The 21,281-nt window shown below is 52.5% G+C and carries 12 protein-coding genes; 9 read left to right on the top strand and 3 right to left on the bottom strand.

What is annotated here, in order from left to right:
• Positions 1-112 precede the first annotated feature (112 nt).
• The 3 genes from LLG96_17395 (at position 113) to LLG96_17385 (ending at position 1,714) form a co-directional block, all read left to right on the top strand.
• A complete protein-coding gene (locus tag LLG96_17395) occupies positions 113-790 on the top strand; it encodes a hypothetical protein (protein ID MCE5251982.1) in 678 nt (225 codons plus the stop codon).
• Between the two features lie 457 nt (positions 791-1,247).
• Positions 1,248-1,496 carry a type II toxin-antitoxin system HicB family antitoxin gene (locus LLG96_17390; protein ID MCE5251981.1) on the top strand — a complete coding sequence of 83 codons (249 nt, stop codon included), beginning with the start codon at positions 1,248-1,250 and terminating at the stop codon, positions 1,494-1,496.
• Complete coding sequence (locus LLG96_17385; protein MCE5251980.1) at positions 1,496-1,714, top strand: type II toxin-antitoxin system HicA family toxin; 219 nt, start codon at positions 1,496-1,498, stop codon at positions 1,712-1,714. The genes LLG96_17390 and LLG96_17385 overlap by 1 nt, the downstream gene beginning before the upstream one ends.
• A gap of 110 nt (positions 1,715-1,824) precedes the next feature.
• Here LLG96_17385 and LLG96_17380 read toward each other — a convergent pair whose 3' ends face one another.
• On the bottom strand, positions 1,825-2,901 hold the full coding sequence (locus LLG96_17380) for a Gfo/Idh/MocA family oxidoreductase (protein ID MCE5251979.1): 1,077 nt from the start codon (positions 2,899-2,901) through the stop codon (positions 1,825-1,827).
• A gap of 186 nt (positions 2,902-3,087) precedes the next feature.
• Positions 3,088-4,161: a twin-arginine translocation signal domain-containing protein gene (locus tag LLG96_17375; GenBank protein MCE5251978.1), complete on the bottom strand. Its 1,074-nt coding sequence runs from the start codon at positions 4,159-4,161 to the stop codon at positions 3,088-3,090.
• A gap of 645 nt (positions 4,162-4,806) precedes the next feature.
• On the opposite strand from LLG96_17375, the gene LLG96_17370 reads away from it, so the two are divergent.
• The 6 genes from LLG96_17370 to LLG96_17345 all read left to right on the top strand — a co-directional run bounded on the left by LLG96_17370 (position 4,807) and on the right by LLG96_17345 (position 17,624).
• A complete protein-coding gene (locus LLG96_17370) occupies positions 4,807-6,888 on the top strand; it encodes a T9SS type A sorting domain-containing protein (protein ID MCE5251977.1) in 2,082 nt (693 codons plus the stop codon).
• A 218-nt stretch (positions 6,889-7,106) separates the two neighbouring features.
• Positions 7,107-9,173 (top strand): heparinase II/III-family protein, encoded by a 2,067-nt coding sequence (locus LLG96_17365; GenBank protein MCE5251976.1) that lies wholly within the window; start codon positions 7,107-7,109, stop codon positions 9,171-9,173.
• Between the two features lie 422 nt (positions 9,174-9,595).
• Positions 9,596-11,935, top strand: a complete 2,340-nt coding sequence (locus LLG96_17360; protein ID MCE5251975.1) for a hypothetical protein — start codon at positions 9,596-9,598, stop codon at positions 11,933-11,935.
• Positions 11,936-12,171: 236 nt separating this feature from the next.
• Positions 12,172-14,223, top strand: a complete 2,052-nt coding sequence (locus tag LLG96_17355) for a heparinase II/III family protein (GenBank protein ID MCE5251974.1) — start codon at positions 12,172-12,174, stop codon at positions 14,221-14,223.
• Positions 14,224-14,268: 45 nt separating this feature from the next.
• Complete coding sequence (locus LLG96_17350; protein MCE5251973.1) at positions 14,269-15,810, top strand: sialate O-acetylesterase; 1,542 nt, start codon at positions 14,269-14,271, stop codon at positions 15,808-15,810.
• A gap of 152 nt (positions 15,811-15,962) precedes the next feature.
• A complete protein-coding gene (locus tag LLG96_17345; protein MCE5251972.1) occupies positions 15,963-17,624 on the top strand; it encodes a sialate O-acetylesterase in 1,662 nt (553 codons plus the stop codon).
• A gap of 568 nt (positions 17,625-18,192) precedes the next feature.
• On the opposite strand, the gene LLG96_17340 is transcribed toward LLG96_17345, so the two are convergent.
• Complete coding sequence (locus LLG96_17340) at positions 18,193-20,877, bottom strand: glycoside hydrolase family 3 C-terminal domain-containing protein (protein MCE5251971.1); 2,685 nt, start codon at positions 20,875-20,877, stop codon at positions 18,193-18,195.
• Positions 20,878-21,281 lie beyond the last annotated feature (404 nt).

Raw genomic sequence — 21,281 nt, 5'->3', positions numbered from 1 at the left:
TTTTTTTATACAGAAAACAAGAGCCTAGTTTACCTGTTTTAACAGACTGTATTATCATTGTTAGAGAGGCCAGCAATATCCACTCAAAAGATCGTAACCTGAGCCAAGGTACATGAAAGATTGGGACTATATTCATCGCGCCGTTGATGCGATAAATGACCGACTTCTTACGGCCGACACCGAGGAAGACCTGCAGGCCGTCGGACTATGCTGTCGCGAGGCTCTCATCTCCCTGGCACAGGCTGTCTATGACGCGGATACTCATCCTCAAACTGACAGCGTGACGCCAAGTGCAACGGATGCGAAGCGGATGTTCGACGCCTACATCGCCGCCGTCTTGCCTGGTTCGGGGAATGAAGAGGCACGGAAGTTCGCGCGTGACGCTGTTGCCCTGGCCGACGCGCTTCAGCATCGCCGGACAGCCGTAAGAGCTGATGGCGAGCTGGCTGCCGCAGCAGTCGAGTCAGTTGTGCGCGTGGTCGAGATCATCTCTGGACAAGAACCGCATTCGCGAGAGCCTTGGCAAGGAGTTGAGCTCCAAGAACGGTATTTTGCCTGGTCCGGTCCAGGATTACACGCGCTCGAGGACTGGCCACCTGTGCCAACCCCTTCTGGCCTGCCGGATGCAATTCGCGCGGCTGGTATGGTTCCAAGCTTTTGTATGCGTGATCGATTGTATCATCATCTGGCCCAAGGTTGCCTTCAGCTCTACGAAACGGACCGCCGTAAGTGGCGTCGAGAGTTGAACACAGGTGATATTAAGCAAGTTCTGCTTGTAAAGGCCGAGTAAGAGGGCCGCCTAACAAGCGCGTGGTACCGACAGAGTTGAGGAGTTGTTCAGATTGGTCGTGCCTCGCTTAAAGTGCACAAGACGCCGTTGCGTATGGCGGGTGGGCGTGTTCTTCTCAAAGAGGGATTTTTATAGAAAGTTTAATCAAAAGAATTCCTCGGAGTTCTACTCTTGGGTTATCATGCTTTGGTTTTTTCAGAAATTCCGTTGGCACGAAGTACCAGAAAATTGGCGTAATACCACGTAGTTCTGCTGCGAGGATAGTCAATTTCCAGGAATTTCTTTATTTTACTGAACTGAGTGTTCGAGGCATTGTGTCTGCGTTACTAAACCGCCGAACAGAGTTGACCTCTTGTTATCAGTTCGGAAAATTTTTTATTATGCAAAAAGTCTGAACGCAAGAAAATGCGAGTGGCGATACTGATAGTATGGTTTACGAAGAAAAAAGAGGAGAAATATGATCAGACAGTATATACAATCTGCCATGAAGCGTGCGAGATATGAAATCCTCCAGGATGACAAGACATATTACGGCGAGATTCTGGAGTGTCCCGGTGTTTATTCAAATGCTTCGACCCTGGAGCAGTGCAGAAATGAGTTGGAGGAGGTTTTGGAGGAATGGATTCTGTTTCGTGTTTATAAGAATCTCCCGATTCCTAAAATCGATGCAAACGAAATCAGGATTAAGAAACAGGTAGTTGTCTGATGCCGCCTTTAGGCCCAGTTAAAAGAGACGTCCTTGTCAGGTGCCTCAGGAAGTGCGGCTTTGATGGCCCATATTCCGGCGGAAAGCATTCCTTTATGCTCAGAGGGGATTTGACCCTCACAATTCCGAATCCTCACAAGAAAGACATCGGTAAAGAGTTTCTGGCAAGAATTCTGCGACAGGCTGGAATATCAATAGAAGAATGGGAAAAGTACTGACCCGGATTCTTATATAAAAAACTAATCCGCGAAAATTCGCGTTCCATTTCTTCCCTTGGATTCATTCTTAAATTTTAGATATGTGATTCATGAGCATTTCCGCATGACACTCATTTCTTCTGGCTTTCATAGAAATTTCTCAAAACATAGAGCCGTATCCCCTCCGAATAGGGAAGCGCATCCTCGCCGCCGAGCGAATCGAGCGTCACCGCGCACCCTCTGAGCCTCGATACATTGGCGGCGACAAGAGTGCGGTGCTGTTCGAGGATCGCCTCGTACGGGCGCGGCACCTTTCTGAACGAATAGAGGTCGTTGAGCTTGTCGAACATATTCATGTCCCATTTGCCCTGGAGGGTGAAGTCCCTGTTTTCCTGCGCTCCATACACATCGATATGGAACTGCCCCTTGTAGTTCCCGATATGGCACATGCCGATCATGGGGGGCTGACCCTCACGGGGTTTGTAGGTGAGAACGCACAGAGATGCCCCGATCTGTTCCTTTTCGATGCGCCATGTCCGCATATCGATCCCGAAATGCCCGGTGAAATAGACCGAATCGATGCCGCCGCCGAGCGCCGCATGAGCGTAATTGATGACATGGGGGAAATGCCAGGTGAAATGCGCCTCGGGGCCGTATGCTTCGTACGCGCGGATGGGGCCTTTTTCCACGGCGAACTTCTGCATTTCGGGGATTTCCCCTCCGAATTCGAGCGATGACGCGCTCATGAGCGGGGCGTCATATTTTCGGGCGAGCCGGACGATTTCCTCGGCATCGGCGATTGTCGCGGTGAACGGCCGGTTGATGAATACGGGCTTACCCATTTCGAGCGCCGGCTGGGCGAGCTCGAACACCTTACGGTAATCGGCGTGCTCGATATGGATGCAGTCGCACTCGCGGACGAGGGTGACCGGGTCTTTGTAAACCTTTTCGTAGATATCGCCCTTCATGAATTCGGCGACTCCGGGTACATCGTCCCATACGCCGTAGGGTCTGACAAGTATCGGTTTCGTGTAGTCAGCGGGCGGATTCTTGAATCGCGCGGCGAAGCTGTGTGAACCGAGACCCAGAACCCCGATTTTGAGGATTTTCCCGTCCTTTGCATACGCCGGAGCTTTCCCCGCCGCGACAATTCCGGCTATGCCCGCCAGGGCTGTTTTCGTTATGATGGAGCCTTTTTCCGTTTTCATGCCGTATTCCTTTTCTTCGGTCGAAACGTATGTATTCATGTTTTATGGTTTATCGATAGTTTTACAGTAATTATTGCGCCGGTGGATAGATTGTGATATTTAATAACGTCATGCCGAACTTGTTTCGGCATCTGTTCCTGCTCTTTGTATCCTTATTTGATCCACGAAGCAATAATTCCGTCGACTTCACTGTTTTTTGTTCAATGTCCGGTTGACAATGTAACGGCGGATGCCTTCCGAATAGGGAAGAGCGTCTTCCCCGCCGAGCGAATCGAGACTGACCGCTTTCCCGGTAAGCCGTGAGACATTCGCTGCCACGAGGGCGCGGTGCTGTTCGAGAATTGCCTCGTACGGCCGAGGAACAGTGCGGCTGACAAAGAACTCGTGGAGCGCGGTGAACATGTGATCGAACAGGGTCTTGTTATCCGCCTGAAAGAGCTTGTTTTCCTGCATGCAGTATACATCGATGTGGTATCCCCCGGGCTGGGCGCCGCAGTGGTTCATCCCGATGACCGGCGGCTGGCCCTCGCGCGGTTTATAGGTGAGAACGCAGAGGGACGAGCCGATCGGTTTTTTGTCGAGTGTCCACGACCGGAGCTCCATGACATAGTCACCGGCGAAATAGGCAGACTCGAATCCTCCGCCGAGAGCCGCATGGGCATAGTTGATGACATGGGGGAAGTGCCAGGTGAAATGCGGCTCGCAGCAGTATGCCTCATAGGCGCGGAGCGGCCCTTTGTCCACGATAAACTTCTGCATGTCCATAATCTCCGGCTGGAACTCGAGCGACGAGGCGCTCATGAGCGGCGTATTGTATGCCCGCGCGAGCCGTACCGCTTCCTCGGCATCGGCGATTGTTGCGGTGAACGGCCGGTTGATGAACACGGGCTTTCCCATTTCGAGCGCGGGCTGAGCGAGCTCGAACACCTTACGGTAATCCGCGTGCATCACGAGAATACCGTCCGATTCCTTCACTACCTCGACCGGGTCGCGCATCACCTTTTCGAAGAGATCGCCCTTCATCGCATCGGCAACCTCGGGGATATCGTCCCATACGGCGTACGGTTTACATTTCACCGGGCCTTTGAAACTCTCCGGCGGAGTTTTGAACCTTCCGAGAAAATTATGAGAGCCGAGCCCGAGCCTGCTGAGCTTCAGCATACCCATATCACGGGCGAATACGGGAGCATGCCCGGATGCGAGAATTCCTGCGATCCCGGTCAGGGCGGTTTTCTTCATGAATGAACGTCTCGTTTCCATGGCGGTCACCTTTTCGAATGATTCGGAGCAGTATTGTTTTGTAAAGAGAAGTATAACACTGTCGGACGGTTATTTCAAGTGTCATGGAAATAAATAATGAAGTTTTCAAAAGTATTGGTTATGAATAGAATATGAACCAGAAAGGCCTGTGGATTAAACCCGTTGAAAAGCCCCGAATATGCGAACGGTTTTCGGGAAAAGAAGCGCAACTGTCCGAGCGCATCGAAGATGTGTGAGTTTTGCGCTTCCCGAAAATCGCGAAGCATATGAGGAAACAGGTTTTTCACGGGCGCCCTTTCCTTTGGATACTTTCCTTTGGGCGTGCAAAGGAAAGTATCATATTAATAAAGTGTTTTGAGAAAAAAGAGGGATTACTATCATATATTAACTTGTTTAATGCCCTTCCATTATGCATTATCATGTACAATACTGTACCGTTGTCCGGAAAATAAAAATAGCCATGATGATCGTTGATTGTCACAACGAGGGATTAAAAGTTTTTCAGATAAACTCCATATAAAAAAGAGAATACATATGAGACTCGTTAGAATTGTCTTATTCGTTTGGGTTGTGTTATTTCCGTTGAGAAATATTTTCGCGGACGGAAGATGGACGAATTATATAAATGCAAATGTATTAAACGATATGCTTGTCCATGGTGATTATATCTGGTACGCGAGCGAAAAAGGCGGCGTTGTACGCTTAAATTATGAAGACCGGTCGTTGATACAATATACGACTGCCGATGGCCTTGGTGACAACCGTGTGATTTCGATAGCGATGGGACCCGATGGTGATATATGGTGCGGAGTGAACAATGATGGCGTATTGAGATATGATGGTCGAACATGGAAAACGTATACTTCCGCTGATGGACTTGCCGGTAACAGTATCTACACCATAAAACTGGCTCCTGACAAATCATTATGGTTCGGGAGCTTCGGGAAAGGAGTATCCAGATTTGATGGTGAATCGTGGACGGCATATTCCGTTTCCATCGGTTATAGTATCAATGGAATAGACTTCGGACCGGACGGTGATGTATGGCTTGCCACCGGGAATGGAGTGTACCGGTTTGACGGTGTGGAATGGAAACATTTTACTAAAGCCGATGGCATGCCGGTTGACAATATTTATTCGGTTGCAGTTGGTCTTGATGGTGATATATGGTGCGGTACACCTGAAAATGGTGTCCTCCGGTACAACGGCACAACATGGACATCGTATACGACCGCTGATGGTTTGGCTGATAATTATGTGTATCCTGTCTATATAGATGCCCATAATGGAGTCTGGTGCGGTTCAGTGTCCGGTCTGTCACATTTTACTGACGGACGATGGACAAAATACACGGTTGAAGATGGTCTGCCTGACAATTATATACGGTCGATTTGTTCGACTTCTGACAATGTTCTTTGGTTCGGTACGAGGGATCGTGGCATAACGCGGTATGACGGAAAGACATGGACAACATGCCCCGTTGATAAGATGTTTCCGGACAATCAAATTTGTTCAATCGCCGTAGGTCGTGATGGCTGCATATGGTTTGGAACATGTTATAATGGCGTTTCACGGTACGATGGGGAGACATGGAAAATATTCACAATCGAAAATGGATTAGCCGGTAACTACATCAATGCCATTATCACGAAATCCGATGGGTCTGTATGGTTCGGAACGAATGGAGGTGTTTCACGCTTTGATGGTAAAACATGGAAAAACTACTCGACCGAAAACGGTTTGGTTGACAATGAAGTACATTGCGCTGTTATTGGCCCCGGAAACGATGTCTGGTTTGGAACCTCCGGAGGTGTATCGAAATTTGATGGAACAACATGGACGAATTATACGATAGAAGACGGATTAGTCGATAACCGGGTTGAATCTGTCGCTTTAGGCCCTGATAACAGTTTGTGGTTCGGTACTCACGGGGGTGTTTCGAGGTTTGACGGTCAGACATGGACAACCTATACTTACGCTGACGGTCTTCTTTACGATACCGTTGTGGCAATAGCGATTGAGGGAAACGGGGTAGCCTGGTTTGCAACAATGGATTACCCGGATGATGGTGAAGCATCGTCAGGTAACAATCAGGCTCTTTCGGAAAAAATCGGAGGCATGTACCCCGGTGGCGTATCACGTTTCGACGGTCGAACATGGACGACGTATACACATAAAAATGGTCTTGCCCTTGACTGGATAAGCTCTATAATGATTGCTCCCGATGGAGATATCTGGTTTGCTACATGCGGGGACAGAGGCGGTGGAATTTCAAGATTCAATGGTGATACATGGAAAACGTATACGACCGCTGATGGTTTAGCCGGTGATAACGTTTATGTGATCGTTTCCGGCCCGGATAATAAGATTTATTGTGGTACATGGAGGGGTGTTTCGGTTTATGAAGAGACAAGCATTACACATGTAAAGAACCCAGACGTTTTGCCGGTATCGTGTTTGTTTTCCGGAATATATCCGAATCCATTCAATTCCTCGACAGTTATCGAATTCTCATTGGCTGATGATAATTGGGCACAGCTTGTCATATACTCGATGACCGGCCAGAAAGTACGAACACTCTTGTCCGGAAAAATCGGTCCTGGAACTCATTCAATCCATTGGGATGGAAGGAACGATATGGGGAACGTCGTTTCCTCCGGGATATATTTTGCACATCTTCATTCGGGTATCGATACCGCTTCACGAAAAATGCTATTCATCAAATGATCGATATTTTTCTGCCTTCTATAATACTTTAAAAGTCTTATGATAAAGTCTGTATGTGTGGATATAAGCTGTCAAGGGTCGGCATGAAGTGCCGATCCCCGATTAATGATTCGGGGACATGTTTACATGCCCTTGACAGCACCGAAACAATACATTTCATTATCGGGCTCGTGAAAAATATACTTTTTCACAGCCCTCATAAACAAAGGAGCGGAACCATGACATTTCGACAGGTACTTATATGGAGCATGCTTGTAATACCGTGCGCGGGAATATCCTATGCCGATGTCACATCCGATGATATCGCCCGGTCGCTCAGGCAGAATCTCAGGCACCCTTATCTCTACTTCACCGAGGATGAAAAACCCGCCATCCTCGACCGGATCGATCGTGACCCCGCATGCCGTGATATCATGAACAGGCTCCTCGCCGAGGCAAACCGTCTGCTCTATACTCCGGTCGTGACTCCGCTGCCCCGTGAGCTTAAAGATTCACGGTTCGATACGAGCGGCGACTTTCTGAGCGTTTACGGGCAGTACCGGAGAGCGGCGTACATCCTCGCGTTTCTGTACCAGATGACCGGAGAGGAGAAATATGCCGCCAAATCCTTCGAATTCGCCCAGGTCCTCTGTGACATGGAAACCTGGGTCATGCGCGCCTGCCAGTTCGCCAAGGCGTACAAGCGTGTCAGTCCGTGGAATGTGACCGATGACAAGGTGGTGTTCACCTATGCGATTCTCGCCAGCGACACCGCGAGCGATCTCTCGGCGGTATACGACTGGCTCTACCCGGTACTTACTGTCGAGCAGCGTGACTGGATACGGGGCGCTCTCATGGAGAAGGCGATTATCCAGGTTCGCGGAAACTACCAGTATCACTGGTGGTCGACCGCCTACCGCTGCAACTGGTGCGCCTGGTGCAATACCGGGCTCGGGCTTGCCGCGCTCACCCTTCTGACCGAGAATCCCGAGCTTACCGATGTCATAGCCGAGTCGTACAACCGTATCGGCAGAACATTCGATGAAATCGGCGTTGACGGCGGATGGCAGGAGGGAGCCGCGTACTGGGCGCAGACTGTCCGAATGTCCCTGCTTTTCATGGATTCCCTGAAACGGCTTACGAACGGTCAATATGATCTGTTCAAACACCCGAAAATAGCGAACAATCCGGTCAACTTTCCCCTCTATCTCAGCATACCGCCACGCTGGGACGCCGTGAACTTCGAGGATGCGGGCATGCACAAGGTCGGCTCGCCCCGTCTCTATAACAAGCTCGCCCTCGAAACGGGAAACAGGGAGAGCGCGTGGATTCTCGAAACCATGTTCGGAGACGGCGACGATATCTTCGACATCATATGGCCGAAAAACACGGTGAAGCCGGGACTTCCCGAACAGACATCCATCCACTTCCGCACGATCGACTGGGTCGTCATGAGGAGCGATTTCACCGATCCCGATAAGGTCATGGTGGCGTGCAAGGCCGGAAAAAACGACGATCCTCATCACGGCCATCTCGACTGCGGTGAGTTCACCGTCTTCTGGCATGGCGCGGGATACATAGCCGACCTCGGCACCGCCGTATACGATGAAAAGTATTTCGACGCCGAAAAGTACGATACTCCCCATGCATCGAGTGCCGGTCACAATCTGATTTTTGTGAACGGGGAACAGCAGATTCCCGGAAAACTGTACAAGCAGCCGGTCGATGAGCGTATCGGCGGCAAAGTCATCGAATTCCGGCCCGGCAAAGACCGCGATTATACCCTCATGGACCCGTCAGACGCCTATCCGAAGAAAGAGTTGAAAAAATGGCGCCGTCATATCATTCTCGAAAAGCCGGTTATCACCGTTGTTGTCGATGAGGTCGAATCACGGAAAGGGGCGGAGATAGAGGCGAGATTTCATTCCGACTGCACGCAGGTCATCAGGGACGGGTATACGCTGCTCGATGGCACCGATGGCGATATGGCGCTCATCCCCGTTGTAGAGTGTCCGTTTGCGTTCCGGCCCGCGCGGCATGCGTATCTCGCGCTCCAGAAACAGGCATCCTTCCAGTGGATACCCTATAACGGCACCGTGCTCGATGCTCCCGCCGACCGGACTGTCATAGCGCATATCATACTCCCGGTCGGCAGCGACAGGGAAGCCCGTGCCATTGTGAAATCGGCGAAAAGAACTCTTGACCGCGCGGGGAATTATTCGTTATCGTTCTCAGCGAATGGTAAACGGTATTCATATACATTCAAAAATGAACCGGATGGACTCGTGCTGGAACAAGGGCGATAATCTATAATAATATCGACATGTTATTCTGTAAACGCTGATCCGGATTATACGTGAAAATGTTTTACCACAAAGACATGAAGACACAAAGAGGCATAATAGATTAATCCGGTTATCCGGTTTGATAAGCATAGAAAACCTTTATAATCAGAATTGATAATTTCTTCCGATAGTATGTGATCCCCCCTGCCTGCGGCATCCCCCCTTTTTAAGGGGGGCGCGGCTTTTGGGGCGCTTTCATCCCCCTTTCTTTTATAAGGGGGACACGGCGAAGCCGAGGGGGATCAATCATGTTGGCTGATTTAACTGGATAACCGAATAGATTAATAATACTATCTATAGTGATAATTAATCGTCAACTTCAAAGAAAATATAAAAACAAATCCGCGTAAATCCGCGTTCCATTGTTTGAAAAGGATGCTGCCATGAAAAACAGCTTAAAAATATGTCTCATCCTGATTAGTGTATCTCTGTTCTGCATATTCTCTGAAACTCCCGCGCAGAAGCTGCCCGATGTTGTCGTCAGGATGTACAACGGCAGGCCAACCGTCTTCATCGACGGCAAACCCGATGCGCTTCCCGGGTACTGCCCCTGGTACACGAAACCATTCTTCGAGAAATTCATGGCTCCGCTGTACCGCCATGACTTCGGGGTCTATCTGCTGGACCTCGAGAGCGTTTCCGGGGACTCCTGGGGCTCGCGATTCTGGAAGGGCGACACGATCACGAGCGAACCTCTGCCGGCGGCGACCGATCTGGTCACCATCGACGAGCAGGCCGGTCAGATCAAAAAGGGTGCTCCCAATGCGTATCTGATCATTCGATTCATGCCTCGACCGCCGGAATCCTGGTCAACTCTCCATCCTGCGGAGTTTTTCATCGATGAGGATGGAGGGATTCACGATACCCCGTCGCTTGCGTCCGACCTCTTCTGGGAGAAGGCGTCCGAATTCTGCACCGCGCTTGTCCGGTATGTCGAGTCGAGTCCCTGGGCCGACCGTGTCATCGGGTACATGAATATCCACCTCGCCGAGGGTGTCCACATTCCGGTTGCCGAGGGATATCTCTTCGATCACAATCCATCGATGGTTCTAAAATGGCGGCAATTCCTCAGGAACAAGTATGGTACCGTCGAAAAACTGCGGGCAGCCTATGGTGACAGTACTGCGACGTTCGAATCCATGCGGGTTCCGAAAGACAGGCTGCGCGGGAAAGTGCCTGAGGTGTCGAATATCCTCTACTGGCAGAATGCGGCGGACAACCGCGGGCTTCGCGACTATCTCGAGCTCCAGCGCGAGCTCTTTCACCGGCGGGTCCGTCAGATCGGCGCCGGCATGAAAAAGGGCGCCGACCGTAATGTTCTCTTCATGCATGACGCCATGAAACAGCCGATGCAGGGGTGGAACCTGTTCGGATTCTTTTCGATCGGGCCGGAGCGATATACATCATGGAATCCGGCGTTCCCGGAACTCATGGCGGGATCGGGCTCTATCGGCGTCGAAACGTTATTCGGCGACACTCCGGGTTTCACCGGATTGATAACTCCCCACGATTACCAGGCCCGCGGTCTGGGGGGAGTGTACGAACCCGAAGGAATGGCCGATTCGGCGGTCCTCCGGGGTACCTGTTTCTGGAGCGAGATGGATACACGGTACTGCGTCAACTGCCGTAACGACGGGTCTCAGACGCTCGGAGCCGCTCATACGGTCGATGACTGGGCGGCGCTCACCTGGCGTAATTTCGCGAGCGGATGGACACGGGGCTTCGGCTCATACTGGCACCATTCGTGGACTGTCGCGGACGACTGGTTTTATTCCGAAGACCTGCATAAGGTGATCGACCGGCAGATCGAGGTGATACGGGAATCTATCGATTGGGTGCACGAGGACGTTCCCGGTATCGCGATGATTCTGGACGACTCCTCGGTACTTGAAACAAACGGGTCGGGGAATTACCTCAACGAAGCGGTCATGTGGGAATACAAGCAGGGGCTCGCCCGGTGCGGTGTGCCCTTCAGAATTTACCTGTTCGATGACATTGCTCTCGATAATTTTCCCAAACACCGTGTGTACTATTTCCCGAATCTGTTCCGTGTCGATGACGACCGTCTGGCGCTGCTGAAGAAAAAAGTATTCCGTGACGGCAACATCGTTGTATGGGGTCCGGGTTCGGGTATTTCCGATGGAGAGAAGATCGGCGCCGAATCGGCGGCGAAATTGACCGGCTTCAGGTTCACCATGCTTCCGGCGAACGCCCAGCGGCGTATCCTTATTTCCAATTTCGATCACCCGGTCACGCGGGGCTGTGACGAGTCGCTGGTCATCGGAGGTCCGCTTGCCTACGGGCCGGTGCTCATTCCGGTGGATGGTGTCGAGCTCGGCCGTGCCTGGACAAAAGGCGGCATGAACATGACAGGCTTGGCTATAAAGGAATTCGGCAGCGGCGCAAAAGGGAATGGGAAGGGATCGTACGGCGATGGCGATTATGCCGCCATTTTCACGACAGCGGTTCAGATACCGGCCGATATGTGGCGGAATATCGCGCGGTATGCCGGAGCCCATGTTTACTGCGAGTCCAACGATATCCTGCTTGCCGATTCTAGCGTTATCTCCCTCCATTCGCTCATGCCGGGACGCAGAACAATCAGGCTTCCCGAAAAAAAGCAGGTACGCGATCTCATCGACGGCAAAATTCTGTCCAGAAACACACGCGAGTTTTCATTCGATCTGCATGCTCCGGGAACGCGGGTGTTTTTGCTTGAGTAGCGGAAGGTTCAATGAAGAATTATTGCTCCGGCGATTAGACAGTGACTTCGGAGACGTCATGCCGAGCTTGATTAGGCATCTATTTAAAATATTAGTATCGATATTTATTCGCCGGAGCAATAATTAATGGTGTCCGGTTAAATTTCATTAATGTAGGGGACAGGCCCCGTCCTGTCTCTGCACGAAAAAAGGATATATTCTATAAATACCATATTTTATACAGGAGGAACGTGTTCATGATCATGATACGGAGATTGTTGTTCGTTTTTCTGTTTGCTGTCGCTGCGGCGTCGCTGTATGGCGATATCACCGTGCAGGATATCGATGGGGCGATCGATAAAAATATGCTCAGACATCCGTACCTCTATTTCAGCGAGGATGATAAACCCGCTCTGCTCGAACGGATCAATAATGACCCGGAAACCCGTGACATCATGGCAAAACTTCTGGCCGAAGCCAACCGTCTCATGTACACCCCGGTGGAGACCGAAGCCCCGACAGAGCCGAGAAATCCCCGCTACTGGACGGATAACAAGGCTATCGGCTATGTCGGCTCGAATACCGATGCTGCGCTCACCCTCGCCTTTGTTTACCAGATGACCGGGGACGAAAAGTATGCCCGGAAAGCGTTCGAGTTCGCCGATGTCCTGTGCGACCTCAGGTCGTGGACATACCGCGCACATGAATTTCCCATCATTTACAGCCGTGTCTGGCCGTGGAATGTGAAGGATGACGAGGTTGTTTTTACGTTCGACATCAGGACCGGCGACATGGCCTACGAGCTTGCGGCTGTCTATGACTGGCTGTATCCCGCGCTCGATAAACGCCAGCGCGACCGCATCAGAAGCGGCCTCCTCGAAAACGCCGTGACCCGTGTCCGCGGGAATTTCGACTATCACTGGTGGGCGTCATCGTACCGCTGCAACTGGTGCGGCATATGCCTCTCCGGGCTCGGGGTCGCTTCCCTGGCGCTTCTGACCGAAGACCCCCAGCTCGTCGATGTTGTCGCCGAATGTTACAACCGCATGGGCAGGATGTTCAATGAAATCGGCGTGGATGGCGGCTGGCAGGAAGGCAGGGGATACTGGGCGTACGGTATGCGGAGCTGCGTTTTTTTCATGGAATCACTCAAACGGCTTTCGGGCGGGAAATACGATCTCTACAGTCATCCGCGAATCCAGAGTAATCCCGCCGCATTCGCCCTGTACGGCCTGACCGGGTATTTCGGCGACGGTACCGGCGCGGTCGTGGGATCGACCCATCTGCTGAACAGGCTGACCGATGAAACCGAAAACAGCGAGGCAGCATGGTACCGTGCGAACATGCTCGGCGCGGGAAACACCATGTACGATATCCTCTGGCCCCGGAGCAGTGTGAAGCCGGTCGAACCCGTGCAGAAATCCCGTCACTTCAGGAGCATCGGCTGGGTGGTCATGCGGAGCGATTTCAAAAATCCCGAGACCGTGACCGTGGCATGCAAGGCGGGCCTGAACGATGACCCCCATCACGGCCATCTCGACTGCGGGCAGGTTATCGTCACCTGGCGGGACACGTTTTTTATCAACGACCTCGGCTCCGGCAACTATTTCTACGATGAAAAGTATTTCGATGAGGTTCGCTGGAAATATCCTCAGGCATCGAGTCTCGGTCATAACCTCGTGCTCGTGAACGGAGAAGAGCAGATTTCCGCCAAGTATAAAGACCAGCCCTGGCAGGAGGGTATCGGCGGCAAAGTCATCGAGTTCCGTCCCGGCAATGACCGCGATTATACGCTTTTGGACCCGACGAACGCCTATCCGAAAAAGGAGCTGAAAGGCTGGCGCCGTCATATCATTCTCGAAAAGCCGGTCATCACCGTGCTGCTCGACGAGGTGAAATCGAATCCCGGCGCGGAGATCGAAACCCGTTTCCATTCGGACTGTACAGCCGATGTAAAGGACGGGTATGTGCTTCTTGATCATAAAAAGGGGACGATGGCGCTGATTCCCGTGACGGATGGCGATTTTACCATACGGCCGGGCAGACATCCCTATCTTCCGGTGCGTAAGGACGCCGTTTTCCAGTGGATACCGTACTTCGGAACGGTGGCGCAGGCCCGCGGAGAGACAACACGGATCGCGACAGTCATTCTGCCGGTCAGAGATAACAATGAGGCTGCCAGAATACGGAAATCGGTAAAGAGCTCGTCTGACAAGTCCGGAAACCTCTCCCTTTCGTTCGAAAAGGACGGCAGGACATACCGGTATTCGTTCGAGAGGACTGACGACGGACTCGTTCTTGCGAAATAACTACAGAAACAACAACATAATACAGTATGAAAGGGCAGTTGCCGTATGAGAAGATATGTACAATGCATTATTCCGCTGCTCACGGTATTCATGGTGTCCGGCGCGTTCCCGTGCAGTTCCGATGTCATTATGCCGTATGTGTTCGGCGACAACATGGTTCTTCAGCGTGATAAGGACATCATGGTCTGGGGAACCGCTTCACCGCAGGAAAAGGTGCTCGTTGAAATCAACGGAAACCGCGGTACCGCAACCGCCGGAAAGGACGGCCGCTGGATGGCCAGGCTCAGGCCGCTGAAAGCCGGCGGGCCTTACACTTTGACCGTGACGGGGAAAACCGTTCTCACGTTCGGGAATGTTATGATCGGCGAGGTCTGGCTCTGTTCCGGGCAGTCCAACATGTGGTTGCCCCTCGGGGAACTCCACGATATTCCGAAGGATGTGGAGCCGGCGGCGAATCCCGATATCAGGCTCTTCTCCGTGTGGTCACCCGAGAACGATTCATACGGCAAGACGCCCGCATGGACAGCCTGCGGCCCCGAAACGCTCGGGGAATTTTCCGCGGTTGCCTACTTCTTCGGCAGGAGACTCCAGGCTGAACTGCATGTTCCGGTCGGGCTCATTCACTCATCGATGGGCGGTTCAGTCCCTGAAGCGTGGATGACGCGGAAAACGCTCGATTCGGAGCCGCTGTTCAGCCCGATCGTCACGTACTGGGACTCCGTTCTGGTCGCAAATCCGGGGAGCATGAGCCGGTTCGAAGCGTATCTCGCCGCTCTGGCTCTGTCGAAAACCAGGGGAAATCCTCCTCCCGCGGATCCGAATCTTACATTCGTTCCAAAGCCGCTCAGGTTTTACATGCGCTACCCGGAGGGTATTTACAATGCCCAGCTTGCCCCGCTGATTCCGTTTACCATCCGTGGCGTCATCTGGTACCAGGGTGAGTCAAGCATCAGCCGCGCATGGCAGTACAGGGCGCTTTTCCCCATGATGATCCTCGAATGGCGCAAGCTCTGGGGACAGGGGAATTTCCCGTTCCTCTATGTACAGATTTCCGGTTACCGGGGGGGTGAAACCATTCCCGAACTGCGCGAATCCCAGCTCGTGGCGCTCTCCATGCCGAACACCGCGATGGTGGTCACTGTGGACATCGGCGAGCCGGACAATGTGCACGCCAACGATAAATGGGATGTCGGCGGCAGACTCGCTCTCGCGGCGCTCAATACGACCTATGGCCGCGATATCGTTTCCTCCGGACCGCTCTACCGGGCGATGACGATACAGGGAAACACCGCACGGTTGCAATTCGATCATGCGGAGGGATTACGGGCTTCGGGCGGCGCTGCGCTTACGGGATTCGAGATAGCGGGTGAAGACAGGATATTCCATCCGGCGGTCGCGCGTATCCAGGGCAACGAAGTCGTGGTTTCAGGCGAACGGCTGCCGCACCCGGTTGCTGTCCGGTACGGATGGAGCGATGTTCCGAAGTGCAATCTCTACAATGCCGCCGGATTGCCCGCTTCGCCGTTCCGCACGGATACCTGGCCGGGGATCACCGATGGCATCCTTGTACCGGATCCGCTGCGATGAAATGCTGTTTCATACCCGTTTACACAGAGACAAGTACGGAATAACAGGTACGGTTTCGGATTAACTATCCTGTACCAATCGTACTTAATAAATCGTTAATCATTCATTATATTATCGGATGTCTGTACTGCGATTATTGATGAGATGATCACATGAACTTTAACATCGAGCGCCTGTCACAGAAAGGGAAAACCATGAAAACTGATTTACTGCGGAAAAACACCGGATTCACCTGTTTCGGCCTGATGCGGAAAACATCCGGTACCCGCATGTGTGTCACTTTTTTTATCATTTTTGCGGCCTTTCTGCAGGTATCGGTCGCATTGCCCGATGTCAGCCTTCCTTCCATATTCGGCAGCAACATGGTGCTTCAGCGTGATATGAAGGTGCCGGTGTGGGGTACCGCCGGGCCGGGAGAGAAGGTCACTGTTTCAATCGATGGCAAATCCGTGCGGACGACAGCGGGAAAGGACGGCCGCTGGATGGTCAAACTTGACAAGATGGAGGCCGGGGGCCCGTTCGAGCTTGTTGTCCGGGGCGGCAATACCGTGAAGCTTACCGGCATTCTTGTCGGCGATGTATGGGTGTGTTCCGGGCAGTCGAACATGCAGTGGGCGATGTCGCAGGTCAAGAATAACGAGCAGGAGATCGCTTCCGCCGATTATCCCGATATACGGCTGTTTTCGGTTTCCAGGGTTTCAAAGACGACTCCGCAGTACGATTTTCCGGGGACGAAACCGGAGTGGGTGACGTGCAATCCGGAGACAGTCAAGAGTTTTTCGGCGGTTGCCTATTTTTTCGGCAAGAACATTCATAAGGAGATCGGCGTGCCGATCGGGCTGATCCATTCTTCATGGGGTGGTTCGTTCGCGGAGGCATGGACGAGGCTTGAAACGCTCAAATCCGTTGCCGAACTGCGGCCCCTTGTCGAGAACCTCGATACGATGGCGGCCGATTATCCCGGGATAAAGGCGGAATACGACCGGAAAAATGCGGAACTGCAGAAAGCGGCAGCCGAAGGGAAACAGGTAACCCTCCTGTATCCTCCCCCGCGCGGGCCGGAAACGCGCGACTGGCCGGCCGGCCTTTATAACGCCATGATAGCGCCGATGGTGCCCTATGCTATCCGTGGAGTTATTTGGTACCAGGGCGAATCGAATTCCATATGCGCCTGGCAGTACCGCACCCTGTTCCCGACGATGATCAGCGACTGGCGCGACGCATGGAAACAGGGCGATTTCCCGTTCCTGTTCGTCCAGCTCGCGAACTGGGAAACGGAGACCGTCACGGTGACCGGCGGCTGGGGTTCCTGGCCGGAGCTCCGTGAGGCTCAGGTTATGACGCTTTCTCTGCCGAATACCGCCATGGCGGTGACAATCGACATTGGCGATCCGGGGAACATTCATCCGAACAACAAGGCCGAGGTTGGCCGCCGTCTCGCGCTCGGGGCCCTTCATGTAGCCTATGACCGTTCTCTCGAATATTCGGGGCCGATGTATGCGTCGATGAAAGTCGAAGGGGGCGCCGTACGGCTGAAATTCACTCATACCGCCGACGGGCTCAAAACCCCGGTCAACGAAGCGCTTGCGGGATTCGAAATTGCGGGGAGCGACAAGGTTTTCCACAGCGCCGATGCCCGAATCGAGGGTAACGAGGTCGTGGTGTCGAGCGACCGGGCAAGAAATCCCGTCGCCGTCCGGTATGGCTGGGATGACAATCCCCGGTGCAATCTCTATAATTCCGCGGGACTTCCCGCCTCGCCGTTCCGTACGGATTCCTGGCCGGGAATTACCGACGGCAGGCTCAAACCATAGGGGAAGCGAGCCCGGATTTTACCTCTCCGGATAGGAAAAAGGGAGTTATTCTGTAAAATTTAGGTAAAAGTATTTTAACCATGAAAGCACAAAGAGACAGTAGAGAATAAAGGGAACCTCTGACAATATAAAAGGACGTTTGTTTTCCCGGAACGATCATATCAGGTAAAAAGGCTTTGCAAGTAAATCCTCCTGCGGATTTTTATCGGCAACTCCCTTGTTAAAAGGGCATAATTCATTGAGGAGCAATCAGTTAAGCTCCCCCTTAATAAGGGGGATGTCCGAAGGACAGGGGGAGCGGGAACTTTACGATACACACCATTGTACTGGCATGGTTTCATCTTGAGTATATTTTTTGAGATTTCTATACGCATTCCATTTTGCTACTTTGTGTCTTTGTGCCTTCGTGGTACCATATTTCACATAGAATCCGGTTTGATTCCGATCAATTCATGAATCGATGAAATTGAACGGAGATATAAGCGGATCGGGCGGATGTACGCTGATGCATATGGTATATATTCATTTTTTCTCCGATACACTATCGCCCCAAACGGTTTGCTGTCGGTTATGGAGCCGTGACCGTAAAAATCCCCTCGCTCCTTATGTCTGACGATGATGAGCCTGCCATGACACGGAATTCTCCCGGCTCGACAACCCACTGCATGTCCTCGTTCAGCATCGTCATTTCCTGTGCTGCCAGTGTCATGCTCACCGTGCGTGTTTCTCCGGGATCGAGTGAAATCCTCCTGAATCCCTTCAGCTCTTTTTCCGGGCGGGACACGCTTGCGATCTCGTCATGGAGATACAGCTGCACAACCTCGTCGCCGCGGACTGTTCCCGTATTGGTGACATCGACCGATACGGTGACAGGCTCGCCGATGCGCACGGTCTTTTTATCGAACCTGATCCCGCCGTACGAGAATGTCGTGTAACTCAGGCCGTAACCAAAGGGAAACAGCGGTACCGCGCTCATATCCATATAATCGTAACCCCGTCCCGAAGGCTTGTAGTTATAGTACAGCGGAAGCTGCGCCGCCGAGCGCGGAAAGGTTATCGGAAGGCGTCCCCCCGGATTATACTCTCCGAAAAGCACGTCCGCCACTGCGGTTCCGCCCTCTTCGCCCGGATACCATGCCTCGATAACCGCATCGGCACCGGCAAGCCAGTCTGCCATCGAAACGGCGCTGCCGGTCACGAGGATCACGATAGTGGGTGTTCCGGTTGAGGAAACTTCCCTGATGAGCTCTTCCTGAAAACCGGGCAGGCGAAGGCTGGCGCGGTCCCTGAATTCACCCTCTTCGATGCTCGTTACAATCACGGCAGCGTCAGCGCCGCGTGCAGCATGTGCAGCGCTTGCCATTGTCTTTTTCTCCTGGGCCTCGAATCCGATGTCCCAGCCGAGATACAGGTCGGCGCCCCATTTTCCTTCATAATATTCCACTTTGATATCATAGAGTTTCCCCTTTTCAAGGCTCACGGGGATATAATCGGTCGGGAAACCGCGGTCACGCCAGTTTTCGAAGAGAAGCTCGTTGCTGAAGTAGAGCCTGACACCGTCGCTGCCTGAAAGGCTCAATGTCACCGCACCGTCGACAGGCGATTTCAGTACCCCGCTGAAACGGGCTGAGAAGAAATCATGGTTGATGGAGGGGTCGGGCGAACCGCCGCCCCATTCGAATCCGATATTGTCTTCAAGCCTGACAAGCACCGGATCGCCCGCCAGGTCCGTGTTATTGAAATATTCGGCCCTGAGACCCGGTTTGAGCGTCGATCCCTCCCTGTGGAAAAAGTACTCTGCCGGTATGGTCGGGAGCATATACTGAGTATGATCGGTTCCTGTTTCGTGCACGACTTCCGTTCCGGCCGGGACTGTGTTTCTGATTCCCTGCAGGATGGAAACCGTTTCCATGCCGTGACCGCTGTAGCTGCCGAGTTTGGCCACATCGGCATCACGTCCGATGACAACGATTTTTTTCGGATTTTTTTTCAGGGGCAGAACAGCGCCGTCGTTTTTCAGCAGGACTATCGACTCACGGGCAGCCTTGAGCGCCAGTTCTCTGTGCGCCGGTGAGTCATATATCCCGTCAGCCGAATCGGTATCCACATAGGGATTCTCGAAAAGTCCCAGCCTGAACTTCACCGAGAGGATTCGCCCGACTGCGTCATCGAGCGCCTTTTCGGAAACCAGGCCGTCACGGATCGCTTCGATCAGCGCGTCCCCGTAAACATTGGCGGCGGGAAGCTCCCTGTCCAGCCCGGCATACAGGGCCTGAGCCGCAGCCTCCTTTTTTGTCGCGGCAGTCTTGTGCAGGCTGATTATCTCTATGAGAGCGTCATAATCGCAGACCGTAAATCCCTCGAATCCCCATTCGGCCCTCAGTATATCCGTCAGGAGCCATCGGCTGGCGTTGCATGGACGGCCGTCGACGGAATTGAAAGCGGGCATGATCGACAGCGCGCCGCCCTCCTGAATGCATGCCTTGAAGGCCGGGAAATAGATTTCATTCAGGAGGCGTTCGGAAAAGTGAATGGCATTGCTGTCTCTGCCGCCGTCGCCGAAATTGGCCACAAAATGTTTCGGCGTCGTAATCACGCCTCTGTCGGCGAAGCTTTTACAGTATGCCACGCCCATGCGCGATGTGAGGTACGGATCCTCGCCATATGTCTCCTGCGTTCTGCCCCATCGGACATCGCGGGCGATATTGACTACCGGCGAGAGCACCTGACGGTATCCGCTGGCTTTCGTTTCCGCGGCAATCGCGGCTGAAACCTCCCTCATCAGATTGTCGTCGAAAGTCGCGGCCAGCCCGATAGCCTGTGGAAAGCTCGTGGCCCCCTTTGCGGTAAGGCCGTGCAGGGCTTCGTTGTGAATGATAGCCGGAATACCGAGCCGCGTATTCTCGACAAGCTTCTTCTGTACCTCGTTTACGATCGCTGCCGATTCACGGGCACTGTTCGTCGTCCGGCCGGAAAACACATCAACACGGGTCACTCCACCGATACCATCACCGGTCAGCACATCATCGATTGTCTTGTGTTCGAGTTCGAGTCCGGGAGGAAACAGATTGACAAGCTGTGCCACCTTTTCCCCGATTGTCATGCGCCCCAGCAGGTCATCGACCCGTTGTTCCACCGAAAGAGCGGGATTTTTATAGGGCGGCACGTTTTGAGCTGATACCGTACCGGAAAACAGCAGTAGTGCCCCTACTGAGAAAAAGTACCCGAATCTCTTCTTTACGGCAAATTTCATGATATCCTTCCTGTACTTGATGTTTAACTGTTATTCCCCATCAATAGTGTCCGGAGTGTCCGGTTAAAATTGCATTAAATCAGGAAATATTTTGTTATAATGACATTTATCAGAATGTGGAGTGTTTTGGATATGATTATTTTCCCCATTTCTCCACCCGGCCTCACCCCTTAATCCCCTCTCTTTCAAAGAGAGTGGTAGCGCCATCAACATCTGTATTATCAAAGTGTTATGCGCGGGGTGAGTTCCTTTGATAAAGGTGGTAATTGTCATATTCTGCCATAAACACGAGATATTGCTTCGGCGATTAAACAGTGATATCGGATGACGTCATGCCGAACTTGTTTCGGCATCTATTCCTGCTATTGGTATCATTATTTATCCGCCGGAGCAATAATCAATAT

Source organism: bacterium, assembly GCA_021372535.1.
Classification (GTDB): Bacteria; Latescibacterota; Latescibacteria; order Latescibacterales; family Latescibacteraceae; genus JAFGMP01.
Note: the sequence above shows the minus strand (reverse complement) of the source record. Positions and strands in the feature narration are given on the sequence as shown.